This is a genomic window from Duganella kummerowiae, assembly GCF_053572355.1.
The window spans coordinates 155,530-179,116 of record NZ_JBKFEH010000015.1 but is presented as its reverse complement, the minus strand read 5'-3'; the positions used below and the strand labels follow the sequence as shown (position 1 = coordinate 179,116).

Below are 23,587 nucleotides of genomic sequence, written 5' to 3'. Positions count from 1 at the left end.
AGGCGGCCTATACTGCGGTTTTCAACCCAGCCCGTCCCATGTCCATGCTTGCCATCCTGGAACGCATTACGCCGGACAGCAGCGATATCGGCCTGATGGTCGAGCTGTTCGACACCCTGCGTCCGCGCCGCGCCACCGACGGCGCCAGCGCCACGGCCAACGTGCGCACCCTGGCCCAGCTACTGAAAGGCAATCCGTCCCAGGCCGCCGCCCTGCGCGATTACGCGCGCCTGGTGCTGGAGACGCGCCGCCACGCCAGCCTGTACACCGAGATCGGCGTGCTGTCCAACGATGGGTTTTTCTCCGAGCTGAAGCGGCGCGTGTCCTACCGCATCCTGCCGCCGGCGCTGGGCGACGAGTACCTGGCTGACGCGCTGGACCAGGTCATCTACAAGCGCAGCGACCACCTGTGGATCGCCGCCGTGCCGGCTGCCGACTGGCTGGACTTGCTGGAAGTGATCTGCGCCGGCGGCAGCGGCGGCAACCTGATGCTGCCGGGCATACTCGAAGCCATACGCACCCTGTCCTACCGCGTGTGCGCCATCGGACTGGAACCCAAGCTGACCAATTTCCACACCGAGATGGAAACCTACGAGTCGCCCTTCATGGTGCAGAACTTCGAGGTCAACGCCTATCTCGACGGCTACCGCCGTCTGCTGGCCGGCGAGGTCGGGCAGATCGAGGATGCGCGCCATTTGCTGGTCATGCTGGACCAGTGCGACACGGTGGTGGCCAGGATACGCAAGAAAGCCCTGGTGCAGGGCACCAGCATTCCCCTCACGTATTTGCTGGTGACGCTGACGCAAAGCATAGACCGGCTGCGCAAGCTGCTGCACCTGGTCGACGTGCATGAACAGCAGCCGGCCCTGCTGCTGCCCGCGCCGGATGCGGCACAGGACCCGGCACACACGCCGCGCCGCCTGGCCGCGCTGGAACTGGCGCAGGAACTGATACGGGCCCACAACCACAAATACCTGCTGCGCGACCTGTTCGCCGACAACATCAACCTGCTGGCCCGCAACGTGACGGAAAACGCCAGCCGCACGGGCGAACACTACGTGGCCGACAACCGCCGTGAGCTGGGCGCCATGTTCCTGTCCTCGGCCGGCGCCGGGCTGGTGATCGGCTTCATGGCCCTGTTCAAGATCCTCATGTCCTACCTGCGCGCGGCGCCGCTGGTGCAGGCCTTCATGTACAGCATGAATTACTCGCTGGGCTTCATGTTCATCCACCTGCTGCACTTCACGGTGGCCACCAAGCAGCCCGCCATGACAGCCTCGCGCATCGCGGCCGGACTGCACAGCAAGGATGGCCGCAACATCGACCTGGACAGCATGGCCGACCTGATTATCAAGGTGGTGCGCACCCAGTGCGTGGCGGTGCTGGGCAACCTGGCCACGGCCATCCCCACGGCCTGGCTGATCGCCTGGGGCTACCGCCAGCTGACCGGCACCCACCTGGTGTCGCCGGAAAAAGCCATGCATTTGCTGCACGAGATAGACCCCATCGGCAGCCCGGCCCTGTTCTACGCCATGATTGCCGGGGTCTGCCTGTTCGTGGCCGGCCTGATCTCCGGCTACTACGACAACCAGGCCCTGTACACGCATTGGGGCCGCCGCATCGCCCAGCTGCGCGGACCGCGCTGGCTACTGGGCCGGGAGCGCATGGAGCGGCTAGGCCTGTACCTGGAGAACAACCTGGGCGGCCTGATGGGCAATTTCTTCTTCGGCATCCTGCTCGGCTGCATGGGCACCCTGGGCTTTTTGCTGGGCTTGCCGCTGGACATACGGCATGTCACCTTCTCCTCCGCCAACTTTGCGACAGCAATTGTCGGACTCGATCACACTATCTCCTGGCAACTGGCAGTTCGTTCCATCACCGGATTTTTGGCCATAGGCGCGGTCAACCTGCTGGTCAGTTTCGGCCTGGCGCTGTGGGTGGCGCTGCGCTCGCGCCAGGTGCGTTTCAAGCAGGGCTGGCAATTGCTGAAGGCATTGGGACGCCGTTTGGGACGGCGCCAGATCACAACGGAGACGACAGTATGAAACTCGCAAGCATCAAGCCCTGGCTGCCCTTGTCGCTGCTGTGCTGGGGCTTGCTGGGCGCCTGCGCCTCGCTGCCCAAGGTGGACAACCTGGGAGAAAAGCTGGACGCGCCGGCGGCGCCCAGCGTGCAGGGCGTGAACGGGCCGCTCAGCGGCGCCCGCGCCCAGGCCCTGCTCAGCAAGCGCTGGAGCAAGAACACGCTCGATCCCAAGGCCCAGGCCGCGCTGGAGGAAGCCGCCACCGGCGTGCCCCTGATCGCCGGCAACAAGTGCTCACTGCTGTTCGACGGCCCGCAGACCATGTCCGAGATGTACAAGGCGATCGCGGCGGCGAAGAACAACATCAACCTGGAAACCTATATCTTCGACCAGGATGAAATGGGCCTGAAGTTCGCCGACATGCTGACGGAAAAACAGCGCCAGGGCGTGACCGTGAACGTGATGTACGACAGCGTCGGCACCATAGGCGTGCCGCAAGCCTTCTTCGACCGCATGCGCGCGGCCGGCATCAAGCTGGTGGCCTTCAATCCCGTCAACCCGGCCAAGGCCAAGGGCGACAACTGGAAGCTCAACAACCGCGACCACCGCAAGCTGCTGATCGTCGATGGCCGCGTGGCCTTCACCGGCGGCATCAACATCAGCGCCGATTATTCCAAGGGTTCGCTGTTCCGCTCCCGGGGCGCGCCGCCCAAGGACAAGTCCGAGGTCGGCTGGCGCGACACCCACGTCAAGATCGAAGGCCCGGCCGTGCAAGCCTTCCAATGGCTGTGGGTGCGCAACTGGTCCAGCCAGGACAGCGAGGACCTGCGTCCGGCCGACTACTTCCCCACCCCCATCATCGCCGGCGACAAGGTGGTGCGCGTGCTGGGCAGCGAGCCGGGCGGCAAGTTCGAAATCTACAAGGCCTACAGCCTGGCGATCCAGGAAGCGAAGAAATCCATCCACCTGACCTCGGCCTACTTCGTGCCGGACCGGCAGACCGTGGAAGCGCTGATGGCGGCCGCCCGGCGCGGCGTGGACGTCAAGATCGTGCTGCCCGGGGTCTCCGACAGCAATGTGGTGATGTACGCCGGCCAGGCTTATTACGATGACCTGCTGGGCGCCGGCGTGAAGATTTACCAGCTCAAGCTGGCCGTGCTGCATGCCAAGACCGCCGTGATCGACGGCACCTGGTCCACCGTGGGCTCGACCAATATCGACACCCGCAGCTTCCTGCACAACAGCGAGCTGAACGTGGTGGTGATGGGACCGGAATTCGGCGCCGAGATGGAAAAGGCTTTCCGGGAAGACTTGCGCGACTCCGACCAGATCACCCTGGCCAAGTGGCGCGACCGGCCGCTGCGCGACCGCATGCGCGAGTGGGCCGCGCGCCTCATGAACTACTGGCTGTGACACCACGACGATTTTCGGCACTTCCTTTGCGCCAGCACAAAGCTGCTGCGCATTGCTGGCGAATTCGGCCGCGAGTGCGGGGGCTACACTGGTTGCATGAACAGCCCCCACGACCACCTCTACAAACAATTATTCTCGCATCCCGAGCTGGTGCGTGAACTGCTGCGCGGCTTCGTCCCCCAGGATTGGGCGCAGCGGCTGGAGCTCGACGCGCTGGAGCGGGTCAACGCCAGCTATGTCGGCAGGCACGGCGCCCAGCGCCATGACGACCTGGTATGGCGCGTGCGCCTGGATGGCGACTGGCTGTACCTGTATCTGCTGCTGGAACTGCAGGCCAGGCCGGAGCGCTGGATGGCGCTGCGCATGCAGGTCTACGTGGGCCTGCTGTGCCAGGACCTGGTGCGCCAGCGCAAGCTCACGCGCGGCGGCATGCTGCCACCCGTGCTGCCGGTGGTGCTGTATCACGGCGCCAGGCCCTGGCGTGCGCCCACCGACCTGTCGCACCTGATGCTGCCGGCGCCGCAAGGCCTGGAAGGGCTGCAGCCGCGCCAGCGCTACCTGCTGATCGACGGCGCCACCGCCGTAGAGGACGGCAGTACCCGCAGCAACCTGGTGGCCGCGCTGTTCCATCTGATACGCGCGCGCGACCAGGCCGCCCTGGAGCGCACCCTGGTGCGATTCGTGGAGCACCTGCGCAATCCGGAAATGCTTCATGTCAGGGACAGCCTGCTGCGCTGGCTGGATTTCATCTTGAATGCGCAGGCCTTTGAGACTAAGGTGACAGTGGAGACAAACGAGGGAGGTGAGATCATGCTGGACCGCAAATGGCGCGACATGGAAGATTTCTACCAATGGCAAGCGCACCAGATGGGATTGGAAAAGGGCCTGGAAAACGGGCTAAAAAAGGGCCTGGAAAAGGGTCTGGAACAAGGGCTGGAGCATGGGCTGGAGCAAGGCTGGGAACAAGGCTTGGAACAAGGCCGCTCGCAAGTCCGGCAAATGCTGCGGGACTGGTTTGCAAGCGCCGGCTTGCCGCTTACGGCGCAGATAGGCAGGCGCATAGACGCTGCCGCATTGCCGCAGGCAGTGCAATGGATGTGCCTGCTTGCTCAGGGGCGCAGCGTCGAGCAAGTGTTTGCCGACACCTAGCAGCCATGCCGGCGCGGCAACGGCTTGTCGCACCAGCCTGCCTAAGCGGCGGCGCTCAGCGCCCAGACATTCCCACTACGGCTGAAGCGCTCGGTCTGCACCGGTTCGAAGGTGCCGGTGCCCTCCACCCAGCTGTAGCGTATTACCTCGACCTGATTTTGCTCGACCTTGATCACATTGAAGGAATTCGATTCGCCGCGCCCGCGCGTGGAAGTGGCGGTGCCGGCCTGGACCACCAGCGCCGCGTAGCCGGCAATCTTGTAGCGCCCGGCGCTGTTCTCGGCGTGGCTGGTGTGCATGTGACCGGCCAGCAGCAGGTCCACCCCGCATTCGGCAAAGGCCGCCATGGCCATGGGCGCCCGGTCCACCAGGTCGTCCTGGTCGCTGCCGGCCGGCAGGTCGAACGGGTGGTGGGTCACCACGATACGGGTCAGACCCTGGTTCAGCGCGCCCAGGCGCTGGCGGATCTGGCCGATCTGCTCCTTGTTGACGCGCCCATCCTTGAAGGTCAGCGAACGCGCCGTGTTAATGCCGAGCACGGCGATTTCCTCGTCCGCGTACTGCGGCGCCAGGTCCAGGGTCACATAGCGCTGGTAGTTGCGCAGCGGGGTGAGGAAGCGCTTGGCGATGTTGTACAGCGGGATGTCGTGGTTGCCGGGCACGATGATCTGCGGCCCCGGCAGGGTATCCAGGTAGGCGCGCGCGGCCTTGAATTCCTCGGTCTTGGCGCGCTGGGTCAGGTCGCCCGAGACCACCAGCACGTCCGGCGCCACCTTTTCCACCGTTTGCCGCAGTGGCGCCAGCAGGGCCTGGTCGACGCGGCCGAAATGCAGGTCGGACAAGTGCACGATGGTACGCATGTTACGACTCCGTCGCCAGTTGCGCCTGAGCGCCGGCCTGTCTGGCCTCGGCGGCCGGCACGATCACGGTCAGCGCGGCCGGACGGCAGCGGTAATGCAGGGGCGGCGTCATCAAGGTGACTTCTCCGTCGGTGGCCACGCGCAGGCGCTGGTGGCGGGTTTCTATGGTCAGCTCGCAGGCGCTCAGCACGTCGAAGTCGCGCGCCTGCGCCAGCCTGCCCAGCAGGGCGTGGAAGGCCAGCCGCAACAGTCCCAGGCGCGAGGGGCGCTGCGCCACGTACAGGCTCAGGTGGCCGCCGTCCAGGCGTTCGCGCGCGCCGGCGTTCAAGCCCTGCAGGTATTCATTATTGCCGATGAAGACAAACGGCGTGCGGCGCGCGTGCTCCTCGCCGTTCACCTTGAGGCGCACGCTGAGGAAGGGATAGCGGCGCAGCGCACCCAGCGTGGCCACGAAGAAGGCCGGCCATTTGCTGCGGCCAAGGTGGCGCTGCTGGCGCTCACGGTCGCGCACGATGTCCGGGTACATGCCCAGGCTGGAATTGTTGAGGAAGATGCGGCCGTTGACTTCGCCCACGTCCACCCGCACCGGCACGCCTTGAGCCACGTTGGCGATGGCCTCGTCCAGCGCCAGCGGTATTTTCAAGTCCTTGGCAAAGTGGTTGAGCGTGCCCATGGGCAGAACGCCGTAGCGCACCGCGCTGCCCAGCAGGGCCGAGCCGACCGCGTTGATGGTGCCGTCGCCGCCGCCCGCCACCACGGTGTCCGCCCCCTCCGCCACGGCGCGTTTGGCCGCCGCTATCATCTCCTCGCCGCTCCTGGCCAGCAGCACGGATGGCTGCAGCCCATGGGCGCGGAACTTGTCCTCCAGTTCGCGCATCAGCGCGTCCTCGTAGCCCAGCCCGGCGCTGGCGTTGATGATGACGGCGGTCTGTGGCCCCTGCATAGATTCCCTTTACAGTACGGCGCGCCCTTCACGGCGCCGCCGCAAGGTTGAAATGGCGGTAATGCAGACCGCCAGCCAGCCCACGCTTTCCAGCATGGCGGCCAGCACGTCGCTGAGATAGTGGGCGCCCAGGTACATGCGGCTGAAGCCCACCAGCAGCGCCATCAGCACGCAGCCCGCCCCTGCTGCCGCAACGGCGCCGCGCCGCTTGCGGCCACGGCCAGCGACGACGATGTAACAAGCCAGCAAGCCATAGTACAGCGTGGCAGCAGCCGTGTGTCCACTGGGGAAGCTATAGGTCAGCAAGGTCACCAGCGGCTGCTCGAACACAGGGCGGTCGCGCTGGTAGATGTACTTTAGCAAAACGTTCAGGATCATGCCGCCCGGTACGGAACATAGCAGGGCTAACAACCAATAGCGGGCATGCCTGCGCCACAGCCAGGCCGCCAGCGCCGCCACCAGCACCGCCATGCCCGGGCCGCTGTGCAGATGGGTCACGCCAAGCAGGATGGTGGTCATGGGTTCGAAGGCGTGCGCATGCAGCCAGTGGGCCAGGTGCGCGTCCAGCCGGGTAATGGCGTCCTGCTCCATGACATCCTCTGCCAGGTTGTGGAACAGGGCCACGGCCGCCACCAGCAGCGCCATGCCGGCAGTCAGGTGCAAGCCGAACTCGCCGCCCGGGGTCAGCCTTGCTTCGATGAAGCGCAACCAGCCGCCATTGGTGAAAAAACCACAAAAACGGCTGATTCCTGTTTTTTTATACAGTACCTGTTTATTCATACAGTAGTTGTGCTATTCTGAACTCCTCGATCAACGCAACTCCTTACCAAGGACTGTCATGACCACCTTCAACAGCAGCTTCGGCTCCCGCTTCGGCCTTGAATATATGCCTACTTCCTTCCTGGTTCGCATGGGCAAACGCGAACTGCTCGTCTGTCGTGACTTCCGCAAGCGCTTCTACGCGGTCAACCCCATCATCGAGTGCGACACCGGCATCGAAGCCGGCCACCTGGAGGTGCTGTTGTTCCGCCGCTGGCTGCTGATCCTGTCCAAAGCGCACTAAGTTGCCGGAGGCTGGTTGCCTGGTCCAGCGCGTCCTCGTACGCTCCTCACCCTGGATCAGGCAGCCGGCGTCAGGCAGCCGGCGTGCCGTCATCGAACACATGGGCCTCGTACCAGAGGGTGACAAACAGCACCATCACCACGGGCCCGATAAACAAGCCTACCAGACCCAGGGTTTCCACCCCGCCCAATATGCCGAACAGTACGGCCAGGAAGGGCAAACGGGTCGCGTTCCCTATCATGCCGGGGCGTACAAAATGGTCGGCCACGAACAGCACCACCATGCCCCACACGGCCACGCCGATGGCGCCCGCCACGCTGCCCTGGAACACCAGCAGGGCGGCGGCGGACAGGAAAGCCAGTGGCGCCCCAAACGGGATGATGGCCAGGATGCCGGTCACCGCGCCCCACAGCGCAGGCGAGGACAGCCCGGCCAGCGCATAGCCTATGCCGATCAGCAGGCCTTCTGCCAAGCCCACCAGCACCAGGCCGTTCACGGTGGCGCGGATGGCGGTCGGCACCTTCTGGGCATAGCGCGCCCAGCGCACCGGGCTCAGGCAACGGCTGCCGATGGCAGTGATCTGGCGGTTCAGCGCTTCGCCATCCTTATAGAAAAAGAACAGGCACAAAAAGGCCAAGCCGAAGTCCACCAGCCGGTGCACAAAGCCCGCGCCGAGGATCTTCAGCATGTCGCGCGCGGAGTGGAAGGCGCCCAGTTCACGGTCGGAAAACAAATGCGCCAGGCCGTGCGGCTGGCTCAGCGTGGCTTGCCACCAGTCGTAGATGGCGTTGCCGGCCAGCGGGATGCGCAACAGCGCGGCGGGCGCCGCGATGCCGTCATTGTTGGCGCGCACCACGAAATCGGCCAATTCCGGCGCCTGGCGCGCCGCCTGCGCCACGCCGATCAGCACTGGCACCACGAATACGCAGGCGCACACCAGCGTCAGCAGTGCTGCCGCCAGCAGGTCGCGCCGTCCCAGGCGCTGCCGCAGCCGCTGGTAGACCGGCCAGGTCGCCACCGCCAGGATGCCAGCCCAGATCAGCGGCAGAAAGAAACGGTGCGCCACGAAAGCGGCCAGCGCGATCAGGATCAGGGAAAAAGCCGCACTCAACAGGTCGCGCTGGGTTTCGGTCATGGCAGTCCTCGCAGGATGATGTTGGCCACATGGTAAGGGCAATTTACTGGATCGCAACCGATTTTCTGGATTTCATTGTAAGTGTTTCGGCATTACCCAGCTTTTTCGGATCGATGGCGGGCCTCAGAATAGCCTCCATCGCAACCCCGAACCGGAGCACACCATGAAAGCCATTGCCTACCGCAAGAACCTGCCCATTACCGACGCCGACTCGCTGGCCGATATCGAACTGCCCGCCCCCGCCCCGCAAGGGCGCGACCTGCTGGTGGAAGTGCGCGCCGTGTCGGTCAACCCGGTGGACGTCAAGATACGCGCCAACGTGGCGCCGGACCACGGGCAGGCCAAGGTGATAGGCTGGGATGCGGCCGGCGTGGTCAAGGCTGTGGGACCGGATGCCACCCTGTTCCAGCCCGGCGATGAAGTCTGGTATGCGGGCGACCTGACCCGCCCCGGCACCAACAGCGAGCTGCACCTGGTCGATGAGCGCATCGTCGGCCACAAGCCGCGCAAGCTGGACTTCGCGCAGGCCGCCGCCCTGCCCCTGACCACCATCACGGCCTGGGAACTGCTGTTCGAACGGCTGGAAGTGAGCCGCGACAAGAATGTGCACGGCAAGTCGCTGCTGGTCATCGGCGCGGCCGGCGGGGTCGGTTCGGTGCTGGTGCAACTGGCGCGCCAGCTCACCGGGCTGACCGTGATCGGCACCGCTTCCCGCCCCGACACGGCGGAATGGGTGCGCGAGCTGGGCGCCCACCACGTGATCGACCACAGCAAGCCGCTCAACGAGGAAATCCAGCGCCTGGGCTTGCCGCCCGTGAGCTATGTGGCCAGCCTGAACCAGACCGACCACCACTGGGCCGCCATTGCCGACCTGGTGGCGCCGCAGGGCAAGGTGGCGCTGATCGACGACCCGTCCGCCATCGACGTGCGCGTCCTGAAACGCAAGAGCGTGTCGCTGCACTGGGAATTCATGTTCACCCGATCCATGTTCCAGACGGCGGATATCCAGCAGCAGCACCAGCTGCTCAACGATATGGCCCAGCTGGTGGACACCGGCGTGATCAAGACCACGCTGGCTGAGCGCTACGGCAAGATCAATGCGGCAAACCTGAAGCGGGCCCACGCGCTTATAGAAAGCAACCGGGCCAAAGGGAAAATTGTACTGGAAGGTTTTTAAGCAGGAAGCGAGCGCGGCGGCGCTTGCTGCGCCTCGCGCTCGACCAGCTCGATGGCGCGCAGCTTCTCCAGCGCCCTGCGGTCGTGCTCGGCCACCATTTGCTGCAGGATGCTGGCCGCCTCCCAAGCATAGGCTATCATCTGCACGAAGCGCTGCTGGCGCAGCTGCAGCCGGGGCGAGGTATAGCCCAGCGCCTCGAACATGCGCGCCACCTCCATACAGTAGCCGCGCAGCTCCAGCAGGGTCTTCTTGGTGGATTCGATATCATGGCGCATGCTGTGGTTCATGTCGATGAATTCCAGCTGGCTGCTGGGCTGCTCCGACATGCCCCGCACCACCGGCACCCAGCCCTGGAACTTGCCGCACACGCGTTTGGTCCGGGCGATCTTATCGTCCAGCATGCGGCAGTAATGCCAGCTCAGCCACCACACCGGCAGCCGCGCCAGCCAGCGCGGCAAGCCTGCCGCGCGCAGGCTGTCTTCCAGTTTCTTGACCGAGTTCAGCAGACGCTGAACGCTGACACTGAGGGAGAATGGTGGCATGGCGGCTGCTCCAGGTCTGCGGGACGAGGGTCCACACTACCAAAAGACAGCCGCCATGGCAGCCGCATCCAGCACCACGCTTGATGCAGCTTAAAAGAGCTGCTGATTTCAGCCGGCGGCAGGCGGAACAGGCTTGCGCAACATGGCTTTGATACCACGCAGGCCCTGCCGTATGCGCGACTCGTTCTCGATCAGGGCGAAGCGCACATACTCGTCGCCATACTCGCCGAAGCCGATGCCGGGCGAGACGCATACCTTGGCCTCGGCCAGCAGCAGCTTGGAGAACTCCAGCGAGCCCAGGTGGCGGTAGGCTTCGGGGATGCGGGCCCAGATGTACATGGAGGCCTTGGGCTTGTCGACCGGCCAGCCGGCCTCGCACAGGCCCTTGTGCAGCACGTCGCGGCGGCGCTGGTACTGGTCGCGGATCTCGTTGACGCACTCCTGGTCCCCCTCCAGTGCGGCGATGGCCGCCACCTGCACCGGGGTGAAGCTGCCATAGTCGTGGTAGCTCTTGATGCGCGCCAGCGCCGCCACCAGCTCCTTGTTGCCGACCATGAAGCCGATGCGCCAGCCCGCCATGTTGTAGCTCTTGGACATGGTGAAGAATTCCACCGCCACCTCGCGCGCCCCCGGCACCTGCATGATGGAGGGCGCCTTCCAGCCGTCGAACACGATGTCGGCATAGGCCAGGTCGTGCACCACCAGGATGTTGTGCTGTCTGGCCAGCGCCACCACGCGCTCGAAGAATTCCAGCTCCACGCACTGCGCCGTGGGGTTGGACGGGAAGCCCAAAATCATCATCTTGGGCTTGGGGTAGCTCTCGCGCACCGCCTTTTCCAGCTCCTCGAAGAAGTCCACGCCGGGCGTCATGCGCACCGAGCGGATGTTGGCGCCGGCAATCACCGCGCCCCAGATATGGATGGGATAGCTGGGATTGGGCACCAGCACCGTGTCGCCCTGGTCCAGGGTGGCCAGCATCAGGTGCGCAAGGCCTTCCTTGGAGCCTATGGTAACGATGGCTTCGGAATCGGGATCGAGGTCCACGCCGTAGCGGGTCTGGTACCAGCGCGTGATGGCGCGCCGCAAGCGCGGAATGCCCTTGGAGGCCGAATAGCCATGGGTGTCCGGCCGCTGCACGGTCTCGGCCAATTTGGCCACGATGTGGGGCGGCGTGGCGCCATCCGGATTCCCCATCGACATGTCGATGATGTCTTCGCCGCGGCGGCGCGCGGCCAGCTTGAGTTCCGCGGTGACGTTGAAAACGTAGGGGGGCAAACGGTCGATGCGCGCGAAGCTGCGCGCAGCAGGTGTGGTAGTCATTGAGTTGTCTCACGTAAGCGCCCGGAACCGTCCGAGCGACGCTGGCGCAAGGTGTGCGCCGGACTCCATACTAGACCACCATTTGCGATGCTGGCAAGGCCCTTATTGCACCGGCTGGACGTCCTTCTGCTCGCTGAACCATTCGAACATGATCAGGCCGATGATGGAAGCGACCGGCATGAACAGGGCCGCCACGATCACCCACAGCGCGGGCGAACGGCCCAGGCGGCGCGCCGCCATGCCGATGAAGATCAGGTGGATGATGTAGCTGACGCCGATGGACAGCGCCAGCAGCACGATCAGCAGCACCGAGTTGGTGGTGTAGTGGTTCAGCGGCGGCAGGAAGCAGGCCACCGACAGGGCGAACACGGCCAGCGACGCCGCTGCGGCGGCGATGGGCTGGCGGGCGTGGGACAAGGACATGAGGGCACCTCGCAGGGTCTATGTATGGCAAACAACGATGTTATCACGACGCTAGCGCAACGACGTCATGGCCGAGGCCAGCACGATGGCCAGAATGGACAGCCACTGTCCCAGGCTCAGATGCTCGCCCAGGATCACGATGCCGGCCAGCGCACTGATGGCCGGCGCGCCGCTGCTGACCATGCCGAACACCCGCTGCGGCAGGCGGCGCAGGGCCATCATTTCCATGGTGTAGGGTATGGCGCTGGACATGACGGCGATCGCCAGGCCGATGGCGATATAGGATGGCGTGAACAGCACCGTGCCGCTGTGCGCGAAGCCGTTCGGCACGATGAACACGGCGGCGGCCAGCATGCCCCAGGCCACGGTCTGCCCGCCGTGCATGCCTGAGACGCGCTTGCCATACACGATGTACAGGGCCCAGCACACGCCGGCGCCGGCCGCATACGCCACGCCGACCGGATCGAGCTGGCCGGCGTGGCCATGCAGCGGCAGCAGGAAGTACAGGCCCGTGACGGCAATGGCAATGGCGATGAAGTCGCGCGCGCGGTGCGAGGACAGCACGGCCACCGTCAGCGGCCCCGCCACCTCGATCGCCACCGCTACCCCGATCGGGATGTGCTTGAAGGACTGGTAGATCAGCAGATTCATCATGCCGATCACCACCCCGTAGATGGCCACGTTGCAGCGCTGGGTCCAGTCCAGCCGCGCGGCGCGCCACGGGCGGAAGATGGCCAGCAGTATCAGGGCCGAGAAGCCGACCCGGTAGGCCACCACGCCCTCCACGCCGATCAGCGGGAACAAATACTTGGCAACGGCCGCGCCCACGTTGGTGGACAGCTGGCTGCCGACCACCATCAGCATGGGCAGCACGGCATGCCAGCCGCGCCGCGGTTCGATATGCGGCTCCATCACTGAGCCTTCAGGCCGAGTTTCAGGGCCACCGGCTTGCCGGCCTCGCCTGGCGCCGCTTGCGCGCCTGCGGCCTGCACGCGCGCCGCCGGCACGCCGGCCTCGCCCAGCGCCGCGACGATGGCTTGCGCGCGGCGTTGTCCCAGTGCGCTGAGCGCATAGTCGGGCAGCGGCTGCTGGCTTTCCAGGCGCCGCAGCAGGCCATCGTAGTATGGGCCGGTGTCCGGCACCAGCGGTTCGCCCTGCACCAGCTGGCCGGCACGCTGCCACAGCGCCGCCAGGTTCGAGCTTGCCGCGGTGCCGGATGCGCTCCTGGCGGCGGCTTCGGCGGCCTGCTTTTGCTTATCCAGTTCCGCGGCGCCGAAACGCTCGGCATACAGTTCGCGTACGGCGCTGCGTATCTTGCGCTGGCCCAGGTCCAGCGGGCCGGGGGACTCGCCCGCTTCCACCCTGGCTCCACTGCGCGCCAGCACGGCGCGGCGCAGGGCCTCGACACGCAGGGCGGCGCCATCGGCGGCGTCGCTGTACTGGCCGGGCACGGACAGCGTCAGCTGTTCGCGCTTGGCGAGGATGCTGGCCACCTGTTGCAGCTTCTCGCGCTCGGGCGGCAGCAGCTGGGCGCTGCCGGGATCGAAGTCCACGCTTTCCAGGCGGTCGCCGCTCACGCCTAACAGCTTGCCCAGCGCGCGGAACGGCGAGGTCACCACCCTGGTCAGCACATTGCCCAGCGCCTTCCACACCACGGCGCCATAGCTGAACTGCGGGTCGTTCAAGTCGCCCGATACCGGCAGGCCCAGGTCGATGCGGCCGTCGCTGTCCTTCAGGATGGCCAGGGCCAGTTCCAGCGGCAGCTTGAGCGCGTCCGGGCTGTCGATGCGCTCGCCCAGGGTCAGCTTGTCCAGCACCACCTGGTTGTTCCCGTCCAGCTGGCCGTGGCGCACCTTGTACTGCAAGTCCAGCGATATCTTGCCCTCGGCGATTTTGTAGCCGGCGAACTTCATGCTGTACGGCGAAGCCGACACCATGTCCACATTCTTGAAAATCACGTTCAGGTCGGTGTTGTCGGCCGGTGCGAAGGGATTGAGCTGGCCGCGCACGCGCGCCATGCCATAGTCGTCAACACGGCCATCGAGTTCGATCCGGGCGCTGGCGTCGCGCCGCGAGGACAGGCCGGTGATCACGCCGCCCAGCTCATAGATGTGGGCGCCGAATTGCGGACGCAGGCTCAGGTCGGCGAAATCCAGCTTGGCGTTCTGTAGCCGCACGCGGCGCACCCGCACCGGGAACGGCTCGTCCGCATCCTGCCGCGCATCCTGCTGCGCCGCCAGATTCGCGGCCGGACCCGCGCTGGCGGCAGCGCTGCGCGGCGCTGGCGCTGCGGTCGCCTTTCCTGCCACCGCCGGCGCGGCCGCCGCTGCGGGAACAGCAGCCGTGCCGGGGGCCGGCGCGGGCTGCTGCACCAGCAACCGCTGCGCGTTGAAGCTGCGGTCGTTCTCGATAATCAGCGTGGCGTTGGGTTCGACTATGCGCAGCTCCGGCACGTCCAGCAAGTCCGGCCCCAGGCTGAAGGCCAGCCGGTCGGCCTTGACCGACTTCCATGCAAAGAAGCGGTCGTTATCCTCCTCGTCCAGCGCCAGGCCCGCTACTTCCAGCGAGCCGTCATAGCGCAGCCTGGGCGCGGCCTTGCCGCCCGCGCCGGTGGCCAGGCGGCCTTGCGCATTGAGGCTGCCGCCCGTGATCTTCAGCTTGACGTGTTTGGCCAGCAGCGGCTGCAGCGGCGCCAGCGCCAGCCTGCTGAGCTGGAGCTGCGTATCGACGGCGCCAGTGGACGGCGCCACCTTGCCCTGCGCCGTCAGCGCCCCACCCTCCTGCAAGGCCATGCCGCCCTTGAACTTGAGAGGCTGCTTCAGGTCCGTACTAACGCCTTCCACGTCCAGGTTGAAGTCACGCACATGGGCCTTGATGCCGCTGGAGTCCGCGTAGCTGGCGCCTATGCGTTTGAGCTCCACACGGCCGACTGCCGCTTTCCATGGATCTCCTGCAGCCTGCGCGGCAGCGGGCGCGGAGGCCGGCCTGGCGGCAGCACTGCCAGAACCGGGCAGGCGGCGCATGAACAGGAAGCCTGCATCATCGCGCTCCAGGTCGAGCTGCCCGCCCTCGGCGTACAGGCGGGCCACCCTGGCGCTGCGGGCCGCAAGGTCCAGCGATGCGCCATCGAAACCCAGCTTGTCCAGCTTGAGCGGCGCCATCGTCCCGCTGGTCAGCGCCACGCCGGACAGCGAGAACGCAGCGTCGTCCGCCAGCAGCTTCATGCCGCCCGCCGCCTGCTCCAGTTCGAGTTTCAGGTGCAGCTGGGCGTCCGCCACGCTGGCCTTGAAAGCCGGCTGCACTGTCTCGTCGACCAGGTTGAGCGCGATGCGCTCCAGGCCCACCTGCTTGAACCCTATCTTCCAGGCCGGTGCCGGCGGCGCAGGCGCGGCGTGCGTTGGCGCTGCCTTTCCTGGGGCGGCCGGCGTAGATGCGGCCAGCCTAGCTGAAGCCGATCCAGTTGCGACCGGCGTAGCTGCAGGCGCAGGCGGCGCCACCGGCCCGGCGGCAGGCGCGGGCACGGACAAGTCGGCGATATCGAGCACCCCGCGCGCATCGCGCCGCATGCTCAGGGCGCCGTCGCCCAGCGCCAGCGCGCCTATGCTGGCCGTATGCTTGGACAGGTCGAGCGCCACCTCCTTAAGCTCGACCTGCTTGAGCGCGACAAACGGCGCCGCCGAGCCACGCCGCGCCAGCGCCAGGTCGCGCAGCGCCAGCCCGGCGCCGGACAGCCCGGCCGACAGCTGCCCATCCTGGTACGCAAACTGGTAAGGCAGGTGCGCCGACAGCGTCCCCTTGCTCACCTCCGCCAGGCTGAACGATTTCAGGTAGGCCGCCACGCCGGGCAGCGCCACATGCTCCAGTTCCAGCGTGCCGCTGCCCGCGATCGGGCTGAGGCTGGCCTGGCCCTTCCAGCGCAGCTTCCCGCCGTGCACGGCGTCGGCGGCGAAGGTCAGGTTGCCATGCTCGTCCGGCAGCGTGCTCAGGTTGTCGAGCGCGATATCGATGGGGGTGTAGGTATCGGCATAGCCGGCACGGCGGTCGTTCATCTCCACCTTACCCTGCTCCAGCGCGAAATGGCCTATCACGAGGCGCGGCATGCCGCTGTCCGGTTCATCCTTTTTCTTGTGCTTGTCCAGTGTCGCGATCAGTTCGGCGATATTGAAGCGGCCATCCGGCGCGATAGCCAGCTGCAGCGCGGGCGCCACCAGCCGGATCTCGGCCACGCTCCAGGCGCGCTTGAAGAGGGAGCGCCAGTTCAGCTCCACGTCGAGGCGGCCCAGCGCGAACAGCGGCGCGCCGTCGGCCTCCTGCAGCTTGACATCCTGCAGCGACAGGCGCAGCGTATAGGGATTAAAGCTGGCATCGCCCACCGAGGCGCGACGCTCCATCTCGCTTTCCACATACTTCGGCAGCTGGCTCTTGAGCAGCTGCGGCACCAGCACGAAACCCGCCAGCGTGTACACCGCCAGCGCGCCGCCAGCCACTGCGCCCCACCGCTTCCACCGAATATCCTTCACCTGCAAAATCTTCCCCTGTTCCTGTTGTAGCAACCGCAAGTATACCCGCCAAGCCGGGAAGAATAAATTAGAATAAAGACATTGCCACCACCGGTGCCGCCATGATGACCGCCACCCGCCGCGCCCTCATGGGCGCCCCTGCCAGTTGCGCCGCCCTGCTGTCCGCCTGCGCCGGCATGCCCGCCACGCCTGCAGTATCGGCTTCCAACCCGGCCTCCAACCCGGCCGCCTCCCCTGCCCCCCGCCCTCACGCCATCCCGCGCCTGGACGCCGGCATCGACGCCGACTTCACCCGCCTGATGGCGGCGGCCAAGGTGCCGGGGCTGGCGCTGGCCGTGATCGACCGTGGCCAGGTGGTGTACCGCCACGCCTACGGCTATGCCGACGTGGCCAATGCCGTCCCCCTGCGCACGGACACCATCATGTACGGCGCCTCACTGACCAAGGCCGCTTTTGCCTACATGGTGATGCAGCTGGTGGACGAGAAGGTGCTGGACCTGGACCTGCCGCTGCCGGCCCAGCTCAAGCGCCCGCTGCCCGAATATGCCAACTTCGGCGATCTCAAGGACGACGAGCGCTGGAAGCAGCTCACGCCGCGCATGCTGATGTCGCACACCAGCGGCCTGCTCAACTTCCGCGCCATCAACGACAACGGCAAGCTCGATTTCAAATACGATCCCGGCACCCGCTACGTGTATTCCGGCGAGGGCCTCAACATCCTGCAGGTGGTGATCGAGGAGCGCACCGGCCAGACGCTGACGCAGCTGATGCAGCAGCGCGTGTTCGACCGCTTCGGCATGCGCAATACCAGCATGGTGTGGCGTCCGGACTTCGCCAGCCACGTGGTGACCCACTATGGCGAGCACGGCGAGGCGATCAAGCACAACCAGCGCAGCCGCCCGCGCGCGGCCGGCTCCATGGACACCACGCTGGACGACTACGCCGCCTTCCTGGCCGGCGTGCTGCGCGGCGAGGGACTGTCGCCCGCATCGCGCCGGCAGATGCTGTCGCCGCAGTTCGCCATTGTCTCGCCGCAGCAGTTTCCCTCGCACTGGCCGGGCCAGACTGATTTGTGGCGCAACATCGACCTGAACATCGGCCTGGGTTGGGTGCTGTACCGCTCCCCGTATGGACCGGCCTTCTTCAAGGAAGGCGCCGACGACGGCACCCACAACCTGGCGCTGGCTTTCGAACAGCGGCAAAGCGCCATCCTCATGCTGAGCAATAGCTCCAACGGCAAGCGCATGTTCTATCCGGCCGTGCAGCGCGTGTTCGGCCACACTTGCCTGCCCTGGTTCTGGATGGGCTACATCCCCTACGACCGCCCGGACCTCATGGGCCTGGAGGCGCGCGAGCGTCCCGTGCTGGACGCCGGATGCCACACAAGATAGGTCCGCCATCTGACTTTCGGGAGTCCCCGCGGCCGCAGCCTGCTGCCATGATCGGGGTTGCCACCCACCCTGAAAGGAAGACCATGCTACGCCACCTCTGCGCCGCCCTGCTGGCGGCCGGCGCGCTCAGCGCCCACGCCGCCGCACCTCTTGCCAAGACCAACGCTCCCGGCTTCCACCGCATCATGCTGGGCGATTTCGAGATCACCGCCCTCAGCGACGGCACCGTCGAGCTGCCCATGAACCAGCTGCTCAAGCAGCCCGCCGCGCAGACCGACAAGGAACTGGCGCAAGCCTTCCTCGGCAACCCGCTGGAAACCTCGGTCAGCGCCTACCTGGTCAACACCGGCAGCAAGCTGATCCTGGTCGACGCCGGCGCCGGCCCGCTGCTGGGCCCCACGCTGGGCAGGTTGCTGTCCAACCTCAAGGCCTCGGGCTACCAGCCGGAGCAGGTCGATGAAATCTACCTGACCCATTTGCACCCCGACCACCTGGGCGGCCTGGCCGCCAGCGGCGCCGCGGTATTCCCCAACGCGGTGGTGCGCGCCGACCGCCGCGACGCAGATTTTTGGCTCAGCAAGGAAAAAATGGATCAGGCGCCAGCCGACGGCAAGAGCTTCTTCCAGGGCGCCATGGTGTCGCTGCAGCCCTACAGCGCCAGCCAGCGCTTCCAGCCCTTCGATGGCGACACCCAGCTGGCGCCGGGCGTCAAGTCCACCGGCGCCTACGGCCATACGCCGGGCCACACGGTCTATCTGGTGGAAAGCAAGGGCCAGAAGCTGCTGCTGGTCGGCGACTTGATCCACGTCGGCGCGGTGCAGTTCAGCCATCCGAAAGTGACCATCGCCTTCGACAGCGACAACAACGCCGCCATGGCGCAGCGCCTGAAGACCTTCAGCCAGGCCGCCAGGGATGGCGTGCTGGTGGGCGCGGCGCACCTGCAGTTTCCCGGCCTGGGCCATGTGACGGCCAACGGCCAGTCCTACCGCTGGATTCCGCTCAACTACACCCAGCTGCATTGAGATGCGCCGTTTGCTGATACCGGCCTGCGCCGCCATGCTGTGCGGCGCGGCCCAGGCCCAATCGTCTACGGTGACGGTCTACGGCAGGCTGAATGTGGGCCTGGAGAGCTTCCAGGCGCCCGGCGGCGATGTCACGCGGCTGTCCAACTACCGTTCAGTGCTGGGCTTTCGTGGCGACGAGGCGCTGGGCGATCGCTTGCACGCCATCTTCCAGATCGAAGGCACGCTGTCGCCCGACACCGGCGCCGGCAGCCCGGCCGCGCGCGACACGCGGGTGGGCCTGTCTGGCGGCTTCGGCGCCATCTTCGCCGGCAACTGGACGCTGCCCTACAACTCGGCCACGGCAAGCCTGGATCCGTTCTATCCCACCACGGCGGGCTACATGAGCATCATGGGCAATGGCTCGGCGGCCACGGTGGACAACGTCAGCGACACCTCCTCCTTCGACCGCCGCCAGCAGAACAGCGTGCACTGGAACTCGGCGGACTGGAAGGGATGGAGCGTGCGCCTGGCGCAGGGATTGAGCGAGGAGCGCCCGGCCAATGGCGCGCATCCGTCGCTGACCTCGGGAGCGCTGATCTACGAACGCGGGCCGCTGTACTTCACGCTGGCGCACGAGCGCCATCACGAGTACCAGGGTGTGGGTTTGAATGATAGCGGCAGCAAGGCCGGTGCGGCGTGGCAGTTCGGCGCCACCCGCGTGGCCGCCATCGCCGAGCGGCTGCGCTACCAGACCGCCAGCGGAACACTGGCGCGCAATTCCTGGTACCTCTCGACCACCCACCAGTGGGGCGCCAGCCGGCTGCTGCTGGCCTATGCGCGCGCAGGCGACGGCAAGGGCGGGGCCAAACAGCGCATCGGCTATATCGCGGCCGGGCCGGATACGGGCGCCAGCCATGCCACGCTGGGCTACGACTACGCTTTCTCGCGCCGTACCAGCCTGTTTGCCTTCTACACCCGTTTGCGCAACGATGCGCACGGGCATTACGACTTTGGCACCAATACGCTGGGAGCGCAGGAAGGGGCCGCGCAAAAAGGCGTATCGCTAGGCATGCGGCACGCCTTCTGAATCAGGCGGACTTGCGGCGGCGCATCCAGCCGACCAGGCCCAGGCCGGCCAGCAGCATGGCGTAGGTTTCCGGTTCCGGCACGGCCGGCGCGATGCCGGTCTTGTACAGCGACGCGTTGGAGGCGCTGGTCAGGCTGGTGGTGAATTTGTCCAGTCCCGTCGTGCCGGCATTGAATTTATAGAACACGGTGACGTTGTTATAGCTGTCTACCTTACCGTAGTGCACGCCGATGATGGTATCGCCGTACAGCAGCGAGCTGAAGTCGATGGTGGAGGACGTCGCATTCTTGGGCGTGGTGATAGCCGAGATGTAATTCGACGATGCGACGGCGGACGACACTGTCTGGTTCCACTGGTTCAAGACCAGGTTTACTTCCTTGTAAGTATTGGCATTGCCGTTCAAATTGCCGCTATACACACCCAGGCAGGATGCGCCTACTACCGAGATCCAGCTGCCCGAGCAGCTTTCCACCTTGGTGGGCATGGTGATGACCGGGGTGTTGGCCGCCAGGGCCACACTGCTGGAAGCTGCCAGCGCGCAAACGAGCGCTGCTGGAAAGAACTTGATAAATTTCATAAACGCACCTCATGGTTGTAGTTGGTCTTGCACCATCGCCCACCTTCAGTAGCCATCTATTTAACCAGTAGCGCAACAGTTGTTTCAATATAGCACAAATAAATACCTGATGGATACTTTTATTTCTTAAATACCATCGCAGTTTAAGGTGCTTGTAGCACATATCTGACGCTTGACAGGACCAATTACAACTGTAATCATGATCATCAATTACAGCTGTAATCAACTACGATGCATATCAGTGAAGCCGAATCCATGGTCATGGAGGTACTGTGGAACGCCAGTCCACGTACAGCCGAGGAAGTGGTGGCGGCCCTGGCCGGGCGCCAACCCTGGCAGGAAGCCACCGTCAAGACCCTGCTCAACCGCCTGCTCAAAAAAGGCGCGCTCAGCGCGCAGAAGGACGGCCGCCGCTTCCTCTATTCGCCCGTGCTGACGCGCGAACAATGGGTGGAAGGCAAAAGCGGCAGCCTCATCGACCGCCTGTTCGGCGGCCGCATCGCGCCGCTGGTGGCCCACTTCGGCCAGCATCGCAAACTCAGCAAGACCGACCTGGCCGAGCTCAAGCGCTTGGTGCAGGAGTTCGACGATGAGTAGCGAATTGCTGCGCGCACTGGCCGAAGCCAGCATCACGGGCGGCATCGCGGCCGCGCTGGTACTGGCCTTGCGGCAGCACCTGCGCCGCCTGTTCGGCATGGAACTCGCTTACCTGGCGTGGAGCGCCGTGCCCCTGGCGCTGCTGGCGGCACTGCTGCCCGCCATGCACAGCGCCCCGCTCCAATTGCCCGTCCTGCCCGCGCGCCGCCTGCTGGCCTACGGTGCACCACTGCTGCCGGCCACGCCATCGCACGGGCAGGAGTGGCTGGCCGCCGCCTGGCTGGCGGGCTGCATCGCCATGCTGGCCTGGCTGTGGCGCGGCCACGCGCGCTACCGCGCCCGGCTCGGCCCGCTGAGGGATGAGGATGGCCTGCTGCACAGCGCCAGCGCCGCCGTCGGCCCGGCCGTGGTCGGCCTGTGGCGCCCGGCCATCGTGCTGCCGGCCGACTTCGGCAACCGCTACACGGCGCGGGAACAGCAGCTGATCCTGGCCCATGAACGGGTCCATCTGGCGCGCCGCGACCCGCTGCAAAACGGCCTGTGCGCGCTGATCCTGTGCCTGTTCTGGTTTCATCCGCTGCTGTACCTGGCGGCGCGCCGCTACCGGTTGGACCAGGAACTGGCCTGCGACGCCGCCGTCATGCGCGCCCATCCGGGCCTGCGGCGCAGCTATGCGGAGGCCATGCTCAAGACCCAGCTGTCGGCATGGCCGCACCTGATCCACTGCCAATGGCAATCCATCCACCCACTCAAGGAACGCATCATGCAACTGCAGCAGCAAGCCCCTCGTCCCCTGCGCCGCCTGGCCGGCCGCGCCGTCATCGCCACCCTGGTCGGCGCCTGCACCCTGGGCGCCGTGGCAGCCCATGCCGGCGCCGGGAAGGAAGGCAGCCGGTACCAGGTTGCGATACAGCTCGAGGCCGATGGCGAGACTGCCACGCCACGCCTGCTGGTGCGGGAGAATGAACCATTCGCCGTCGCCAGCGGCGCCTGGCGCGGCGAATTCCTGCTGAAAAAGGTGAACGAGCAGTCGGTCTACCTCAAGTCCACGCTCAAACAGGACGGCGCCGTGGTGGGCCAGCCGGCGCTGCTGGTCACGCTGGGCCAGCAGGCCGGCATGGCCGTCAACGGCCTCAAGCTGCAATTGACCATTACGCCATCGGCCTGAGCTGCGCCCGGTGGCGTCCTGCGCTTGCGCCTCCCTCTTGTGGCAGGCGCCGCTTTCCGTCCGGCCGGCCTACAATGCATGGCTCCAACAACATTGAGGAGCTTGTCATGCTGGACCGTAACTCTGCCCGCTATCTTCCCCTCGCCACCACCCGCACCAAGGACGTGGTCAAGCACCTGGCGCCGGGCGAGCGCCGCATCATCGACCTGGTCAGCCTGACCGACGCCAAGGACCGCCAGCAGGGCGAAGCCTGGCTGAGCGAGGACAGCCGCGGCATCCACTTCCACTACCAGGACGGTCCCGGCGGCCATCCGGTGGAATTCGGCTTCGCCGACCAGGTGCGGGTGGTCATCGAGGAGGCCCACGAGGAGGACTGACGGGCGCAGCCATGTGGCGTGCCGATGTGGCGTGCCGATGTGGCGTGCTACTATGCGCCCATGAAACACACCCTCTTCCTGTTCGACCTGGACGACACCCTGCTGGACTTCCGGGCTTCCGAAAAACTCGCGTTCTCCCGTACCCTGCAGGACTTGGGCCTGACCACCATCACGGAAAGCCTGTTCCAGCAGTACCAGGCCTACAACGTGGCGCTGTGGCGCGCCTTCGAGCAGGGCGCCGTCTCCAAGGACTTCCTCAAGGTCGAGCGCTTCCGCCAGACCTTCGCGGCCAACGGCCTGGATCTGGACCCCGAAGCGGCCAGCCTGGGCTACCTGGAGGCCCTGTCGGAAAACGTGGTGCTGATCGATGGCGCCGCGCGCCTGTGCGAGGCGCTGGCGGCCCAGGGCGAACTGGGCATCATCACCAACGGCGTGGCCAGCATACAGGAGCGCCGCATCGCCGCCTCCGGGCTGGGCGGCTACATCTCCTTCATCGCCACCTCCGAAGCCTGCGGCCACGCCAAGCCGGACAGCCGCTTCTTCGAGTACACCACCGCCATGGCGCGCCGCTTCAACCGGAGCGAGACCGTGATCGTGGGCGACCGCCTGGACGCCGATATCCTGGGCGCCAACCGCTACGGCATCGACAGCTGCTGGTTCAACCCCGGCCGCGCCGCCAACGACAGCGCCGCCCTGCCCACCTACGAAGCCGCGCGCCTGGATCAGGTGCTGCCCGTCCTGCGCGGCGGCTGAGCATGGCGGCGCAGCGCCAGCCACCATGGCGGGCATGCCGCCGGGCGCCTGTTTTCGAGGAGCTG

General features: G+C 66.0%; 22 protein-coding genes. 12 read left to right on the top strand and 10 right to left on the bottom strand.

Features of this window, described 5'->3' with window-relative positions; all coding sequences use genetic code 11:
- Positions 1–44 precede the first annotated feature (44 nt).
- From ACLB1G_RS20445 to ACLB1G_RS20435, 3 genes are all read left to right on the top strand, one after another.
- Positions 45–2,045, top strand: coding sequence for a site-specific recombinase (locus ACLB1G_RS20445; RefSeq protein ID WP_491629079.1), 2,001 nt, complete (start codon positions 45–47; stop codon positions 2,043–2,045).
- Positions 2,042–3,436 (top strand): cardiolipin synthase, encoded by a 1,395-nt coding sequence (cls, locus tag ACLB1G_RS20440; protein ID WP_491629078.1) that lies wholly within the window; start codon positions 2,042–2,044, stop codon positions 3,434–3,436. The genes ACLB1G_RS20445 and cls overlap by 4 nt, the downstream gene beginning before the upstream one ends.
- A 96-nt stretch (positions 3,437–3,532) precedes the next feature.
- Positions 3,533–4,585, top strand: coding sequence for an Rpn family recombination-promoting nuclease/putative transposase (locus ACLB1G_RS20435; RefSeq protein ID WP_491629077.1), 1,053 nt, complete (start codon positions 3,533–3,535; stop codon positions 4,583–4,585).
- A 41-nt stretch (positions 4,586–4,626) separates the two neighbouring features.
- Here the strand turns inward: ACLB1G_RS20435 and ACLB1G_RS20430 are convergent, their stop codons facing one another.
- Genes ACLB1G_RS20430 through ACLB1G_RS20420 form a run of 3 tightly spaced genes read right to left on the bottom strand, consistent with a single transcriptional unit; the run spans position 4,627 to position 7,096 of the window.
- Positions 4,627–5,445 carry a metallophosphoesterase family protein gene (locus ACLB1G_RS20430; protein WP_491629076.1) on the bottom strand — a complete coding sequence of 273 codons (819 nt, stop codon included), beginning with the start codon at positions 5,443–5,445 and terminating at the stop codon, positions 4,627–4,629.
- A gap of 1 nt (position 5,446) precedes the next feature.
- A complete protein-coding gene (locus ACLB1G_RS20425; RefSeq protein WP_491629075.1) occupies positions 5,447–6,388 on the bottom strand; it encodes a diacylglycerol/lipid kinase family protein in 942 nt (313 codons plus the stop codon).
- Between the two features lie 9 nt (positions 6,389–6,397).
- Positions 6,398–7,096, bottom strand: coding sequence for a phosphatase PAP2 family protein (locus tag ACLB1G_RS20420; RefSeq protein ID WP_491629074.1), 699 nt, complete (start codon positions 7,094–7,096; stop codon positions 6,398–6,400).
- A gap of 130 nt (positions 7,097–7,226) precedes the next feature.
- On the opposite strand from ACLB1G_RS20420, the gene ACLB1G_RS20415 reads away from it, so the two are divergent.
- Complete coding sequence (locus tag ACLB1G_RS20415) at positions 7,227–7,451, top strand: hypothetical protein (RefSeq protein WP_491629073.1); 225 nt, start codon at positions 7,227–7,229, stop codon at positions 7,449–7,451.
- A 70-nt stretch (positions 7,452–7,521) separates the two neighbouring features.
- Here the strand turns inward: ACLB1G_RS20415 and ACLB1G_RS20410 are convergent, their stop codons facing one another.
- The gene (locus tag ACLB1G_RS20410) at positions 7,522–8,586 is read right to left on the bottom strand and encodes an AI-2E family transporter (protein WP_491629072.1); all 1,065 of its coding nucleotides are present in this window, start codon (positions 8,584–8,586) and stop codon (positions 7,522–7,524) included.
- 163 nt (positions 8,587–8,749) lie between these two features.
- On the opposite strand from ACLB1G_RS20410, the gene ACLB1G_RS20405 reads away from it, so the two are divergent.
- On the top strand, positions 8,750–9,763 hold the full coding sequence (locus ACLB1G_RS20405) for a zinc-binding alcohol dehydrogenase family protein (RefSeq protein ID WP_491629071.1): 1,014 nt from the start codon (positions 8,750–8,752) through the stop codon (positions 9,761–9,763).
- Here the strand turns inward: ACLB1G_RS20405 and ACLB1G_RS20400 are convergent.
- The 5 genes from ACLB1G_RS20400 to ACLB1G_RS20380 all read right to left on the bottom strand — a co-directional run bounded on the left by ACLB1G_RS20400 (position 9,760) and on the right by ACLB1G_RS20380 (position 16,568).
- Positions 9,760–10,305: a hypothetical protein gene (locus ACLB1G_RS20400; RefSeq protein WP_491629070.1), complete on the bottom strand. Its 546-nt coding sequence runs from the start codon at positions 10,303–10,305 to the stop codon at positions 9,760–9,762. The two genes, ACLB1G_RS20405 and ACLB1G_RS20400, sit on opposite strands and share 4 nt — an antisense overlap.
- Positions 10,306–10,413: 108 nt before the next feature.
- The gene (gene alaC, locus ACLB1G_RS20395; RefSeq protein WP_491629069.1) at positions 10,414–11,625 is read right to left on the bottom strand and encodes an alanine transaminase; all 1,212 of its coding nucleotides are present in this window, start codon (positions 11,623–11,625) and stop codon (positions 10,414–10,416) included.
- 102 nt (positions 11,626–11,727) lie between these two features.
- Positions 11,728–12,048: a hypothetical protein gene (locus ACLB1G_RS20390; RefSeq protein WP_491629068.1), complete on the bottom strand. Its 321-nt coding sequence runs from the start codon at positions 12,046–12,048 to the stop codon at positions 11,728–11,730.
- A gap of 51 nt (positions 12,049–12,099) precedes the next feature.
- Complete coding sequence (locus tag ACLB1G_RS20385; RefSeq protein WP_491629067.1) at positions 12,100–12,960, bottom strand: EamA family transporter; 861 nt, start codon at positions 12,958–12,960, stop codon at positions 12,100–12,102.
- Positions 12,960–16,568: a DUF748 domain-containing protein gene (locus ACLB1G_RS20380; protein ID WP_491629066.1), complete on the bottom strand. Its 3,609-nt coding sequence runs from the start codon at positions 16,566–16,568 to the stop codon at positions 12,960–12,962. Before ACLB1G_RS20380 ends, ACLB1G_RS20385 begins: the two co-directional genes overlap by 1 nt.
- Positions 16,569–16,669: 101 nt before the next feature.
- Here ACLB1G_RS20380 and ACLB1G_RS20375 point away from each other — a divergent pair, with 101 nt between their 5' ends.
- The 3 genes from ACLB1G_RS20375 (at position 16,670) to ACLB1G_RS20365 (ending at position 20,050) form a co-directional block, all read left to right on the top strand.
- The gene (locus ACLB1G_RS20375; protein WP_491629065.1) at positions 16,670–17,959 is read left to right on the top strand and encodes a serine hydrolase; all 1,290 of its coding nucleotides are present in this window, start codon (positions 16,670–16,672) and stop codon (positions 17,957–17,959) included.
- 83 nt (positions 17,960–18,042) lie between these two features.
- A complete protein-coding gene (locus ACLB1G_RS20370) occupies positions 18,043–18,981 on the top strand; it encodes an MBL fold metallo-hydrolase (RefSeq protein ID WP_491629064.1) in 939 nt (312 codons plus the stop codon).
- A 1-nt stretch (position 18,982) separates the two neighbouring features.
- Positions 18,983–20,050: a porin gene (locus tag ACLB1G_RS20365; RefSeq protein ID WP_491629063.1), complete on the top strand. Its 1,068-nt coding sequence runs from the start codon at positions 18,983–18,985 to the stop codon at positions 20,048–20,050.
- A 1-nt stretch (position 20,051) separates the two neighbouring features.
- On the opposite strand, the gene ACLB1G_RS20360 is transcribed toward ACLB1G_RS20365, so the two are convergent.
- Positions 20,052–20,627 (bottom strand): PEP-CTERM sorting domain-containing protein, encoded by a 576-nt coding sequence (locus ACLB1G_RS20360; protein WP_491629062.1) that lies wholly within the window; start codon positions 20,625–20,627, stop codon positions 20,052–20,054.
- 231 nt (positions 20,628–20,858) lie between these two features.
- Between ACLB1G_RS20360 and ACLB1G_RS20355 the strand changes: the two genes are divergently transcribed.
- The 4 genes from ACLB1G_RS20355 to ACLB1G_RS20340 all read left to right on the top strand — a co-directional run bounded on the left by ACLB1G_RS20355 (position 20,859) and on the right by ACLB1G_RS20340 (position 23,522).
- Positions 20,859–21,224, top strand: a complete 366-nt coding sequence (locus ACLB1G_RS20355; protein WP_491629061.1) for a BlaI/MecI/CopY family transcriptional regulator — start codon at positions 20,859–20,861, stop codon at positions 21,222–21,224.
- Positions 21,217–22,392, top strand: coding sequence for a M56 family metallopeptidase (locus ACLB1G_RS20350; protein ID WP_491629060.1), 1,176 nt, complete (start codon positions 21,217–21,219; stop codon positions 22,390–22,392). The genes ACLB1G_RS20355 and ACLB1G_RS20350 overlap by 8 nt, the downstream gene beginning before the upstream one ends.
- 107 nt (positions 22,393–22,499) lie before the next feature.
- A complete protein-coding gene (locus ACLB1G_RS20345; RefSeq protein WP_491629059.1) occupies positions 22,500–22,769 on the top strand; it encodes a hypothetical protein in 270 nt (89 codons plus the stop codon).
- A 60-nt stretch (positions 22,770–22,829) separates the two neighbouring features.
- On the top strand, positions 22,830–23,522 hold the full coding sequence (locus ACLB1G_RS20340) for a YjjG family noncanonical pyrimidine nucleotidase (protein ID WP_491629058.1): 693 nt from the start codon (positions 22,830–22,832) through the stop codon (positions 23,520–23,522).
- Positions 23,523–23,587: the final 65 nt, after the last annotated feature.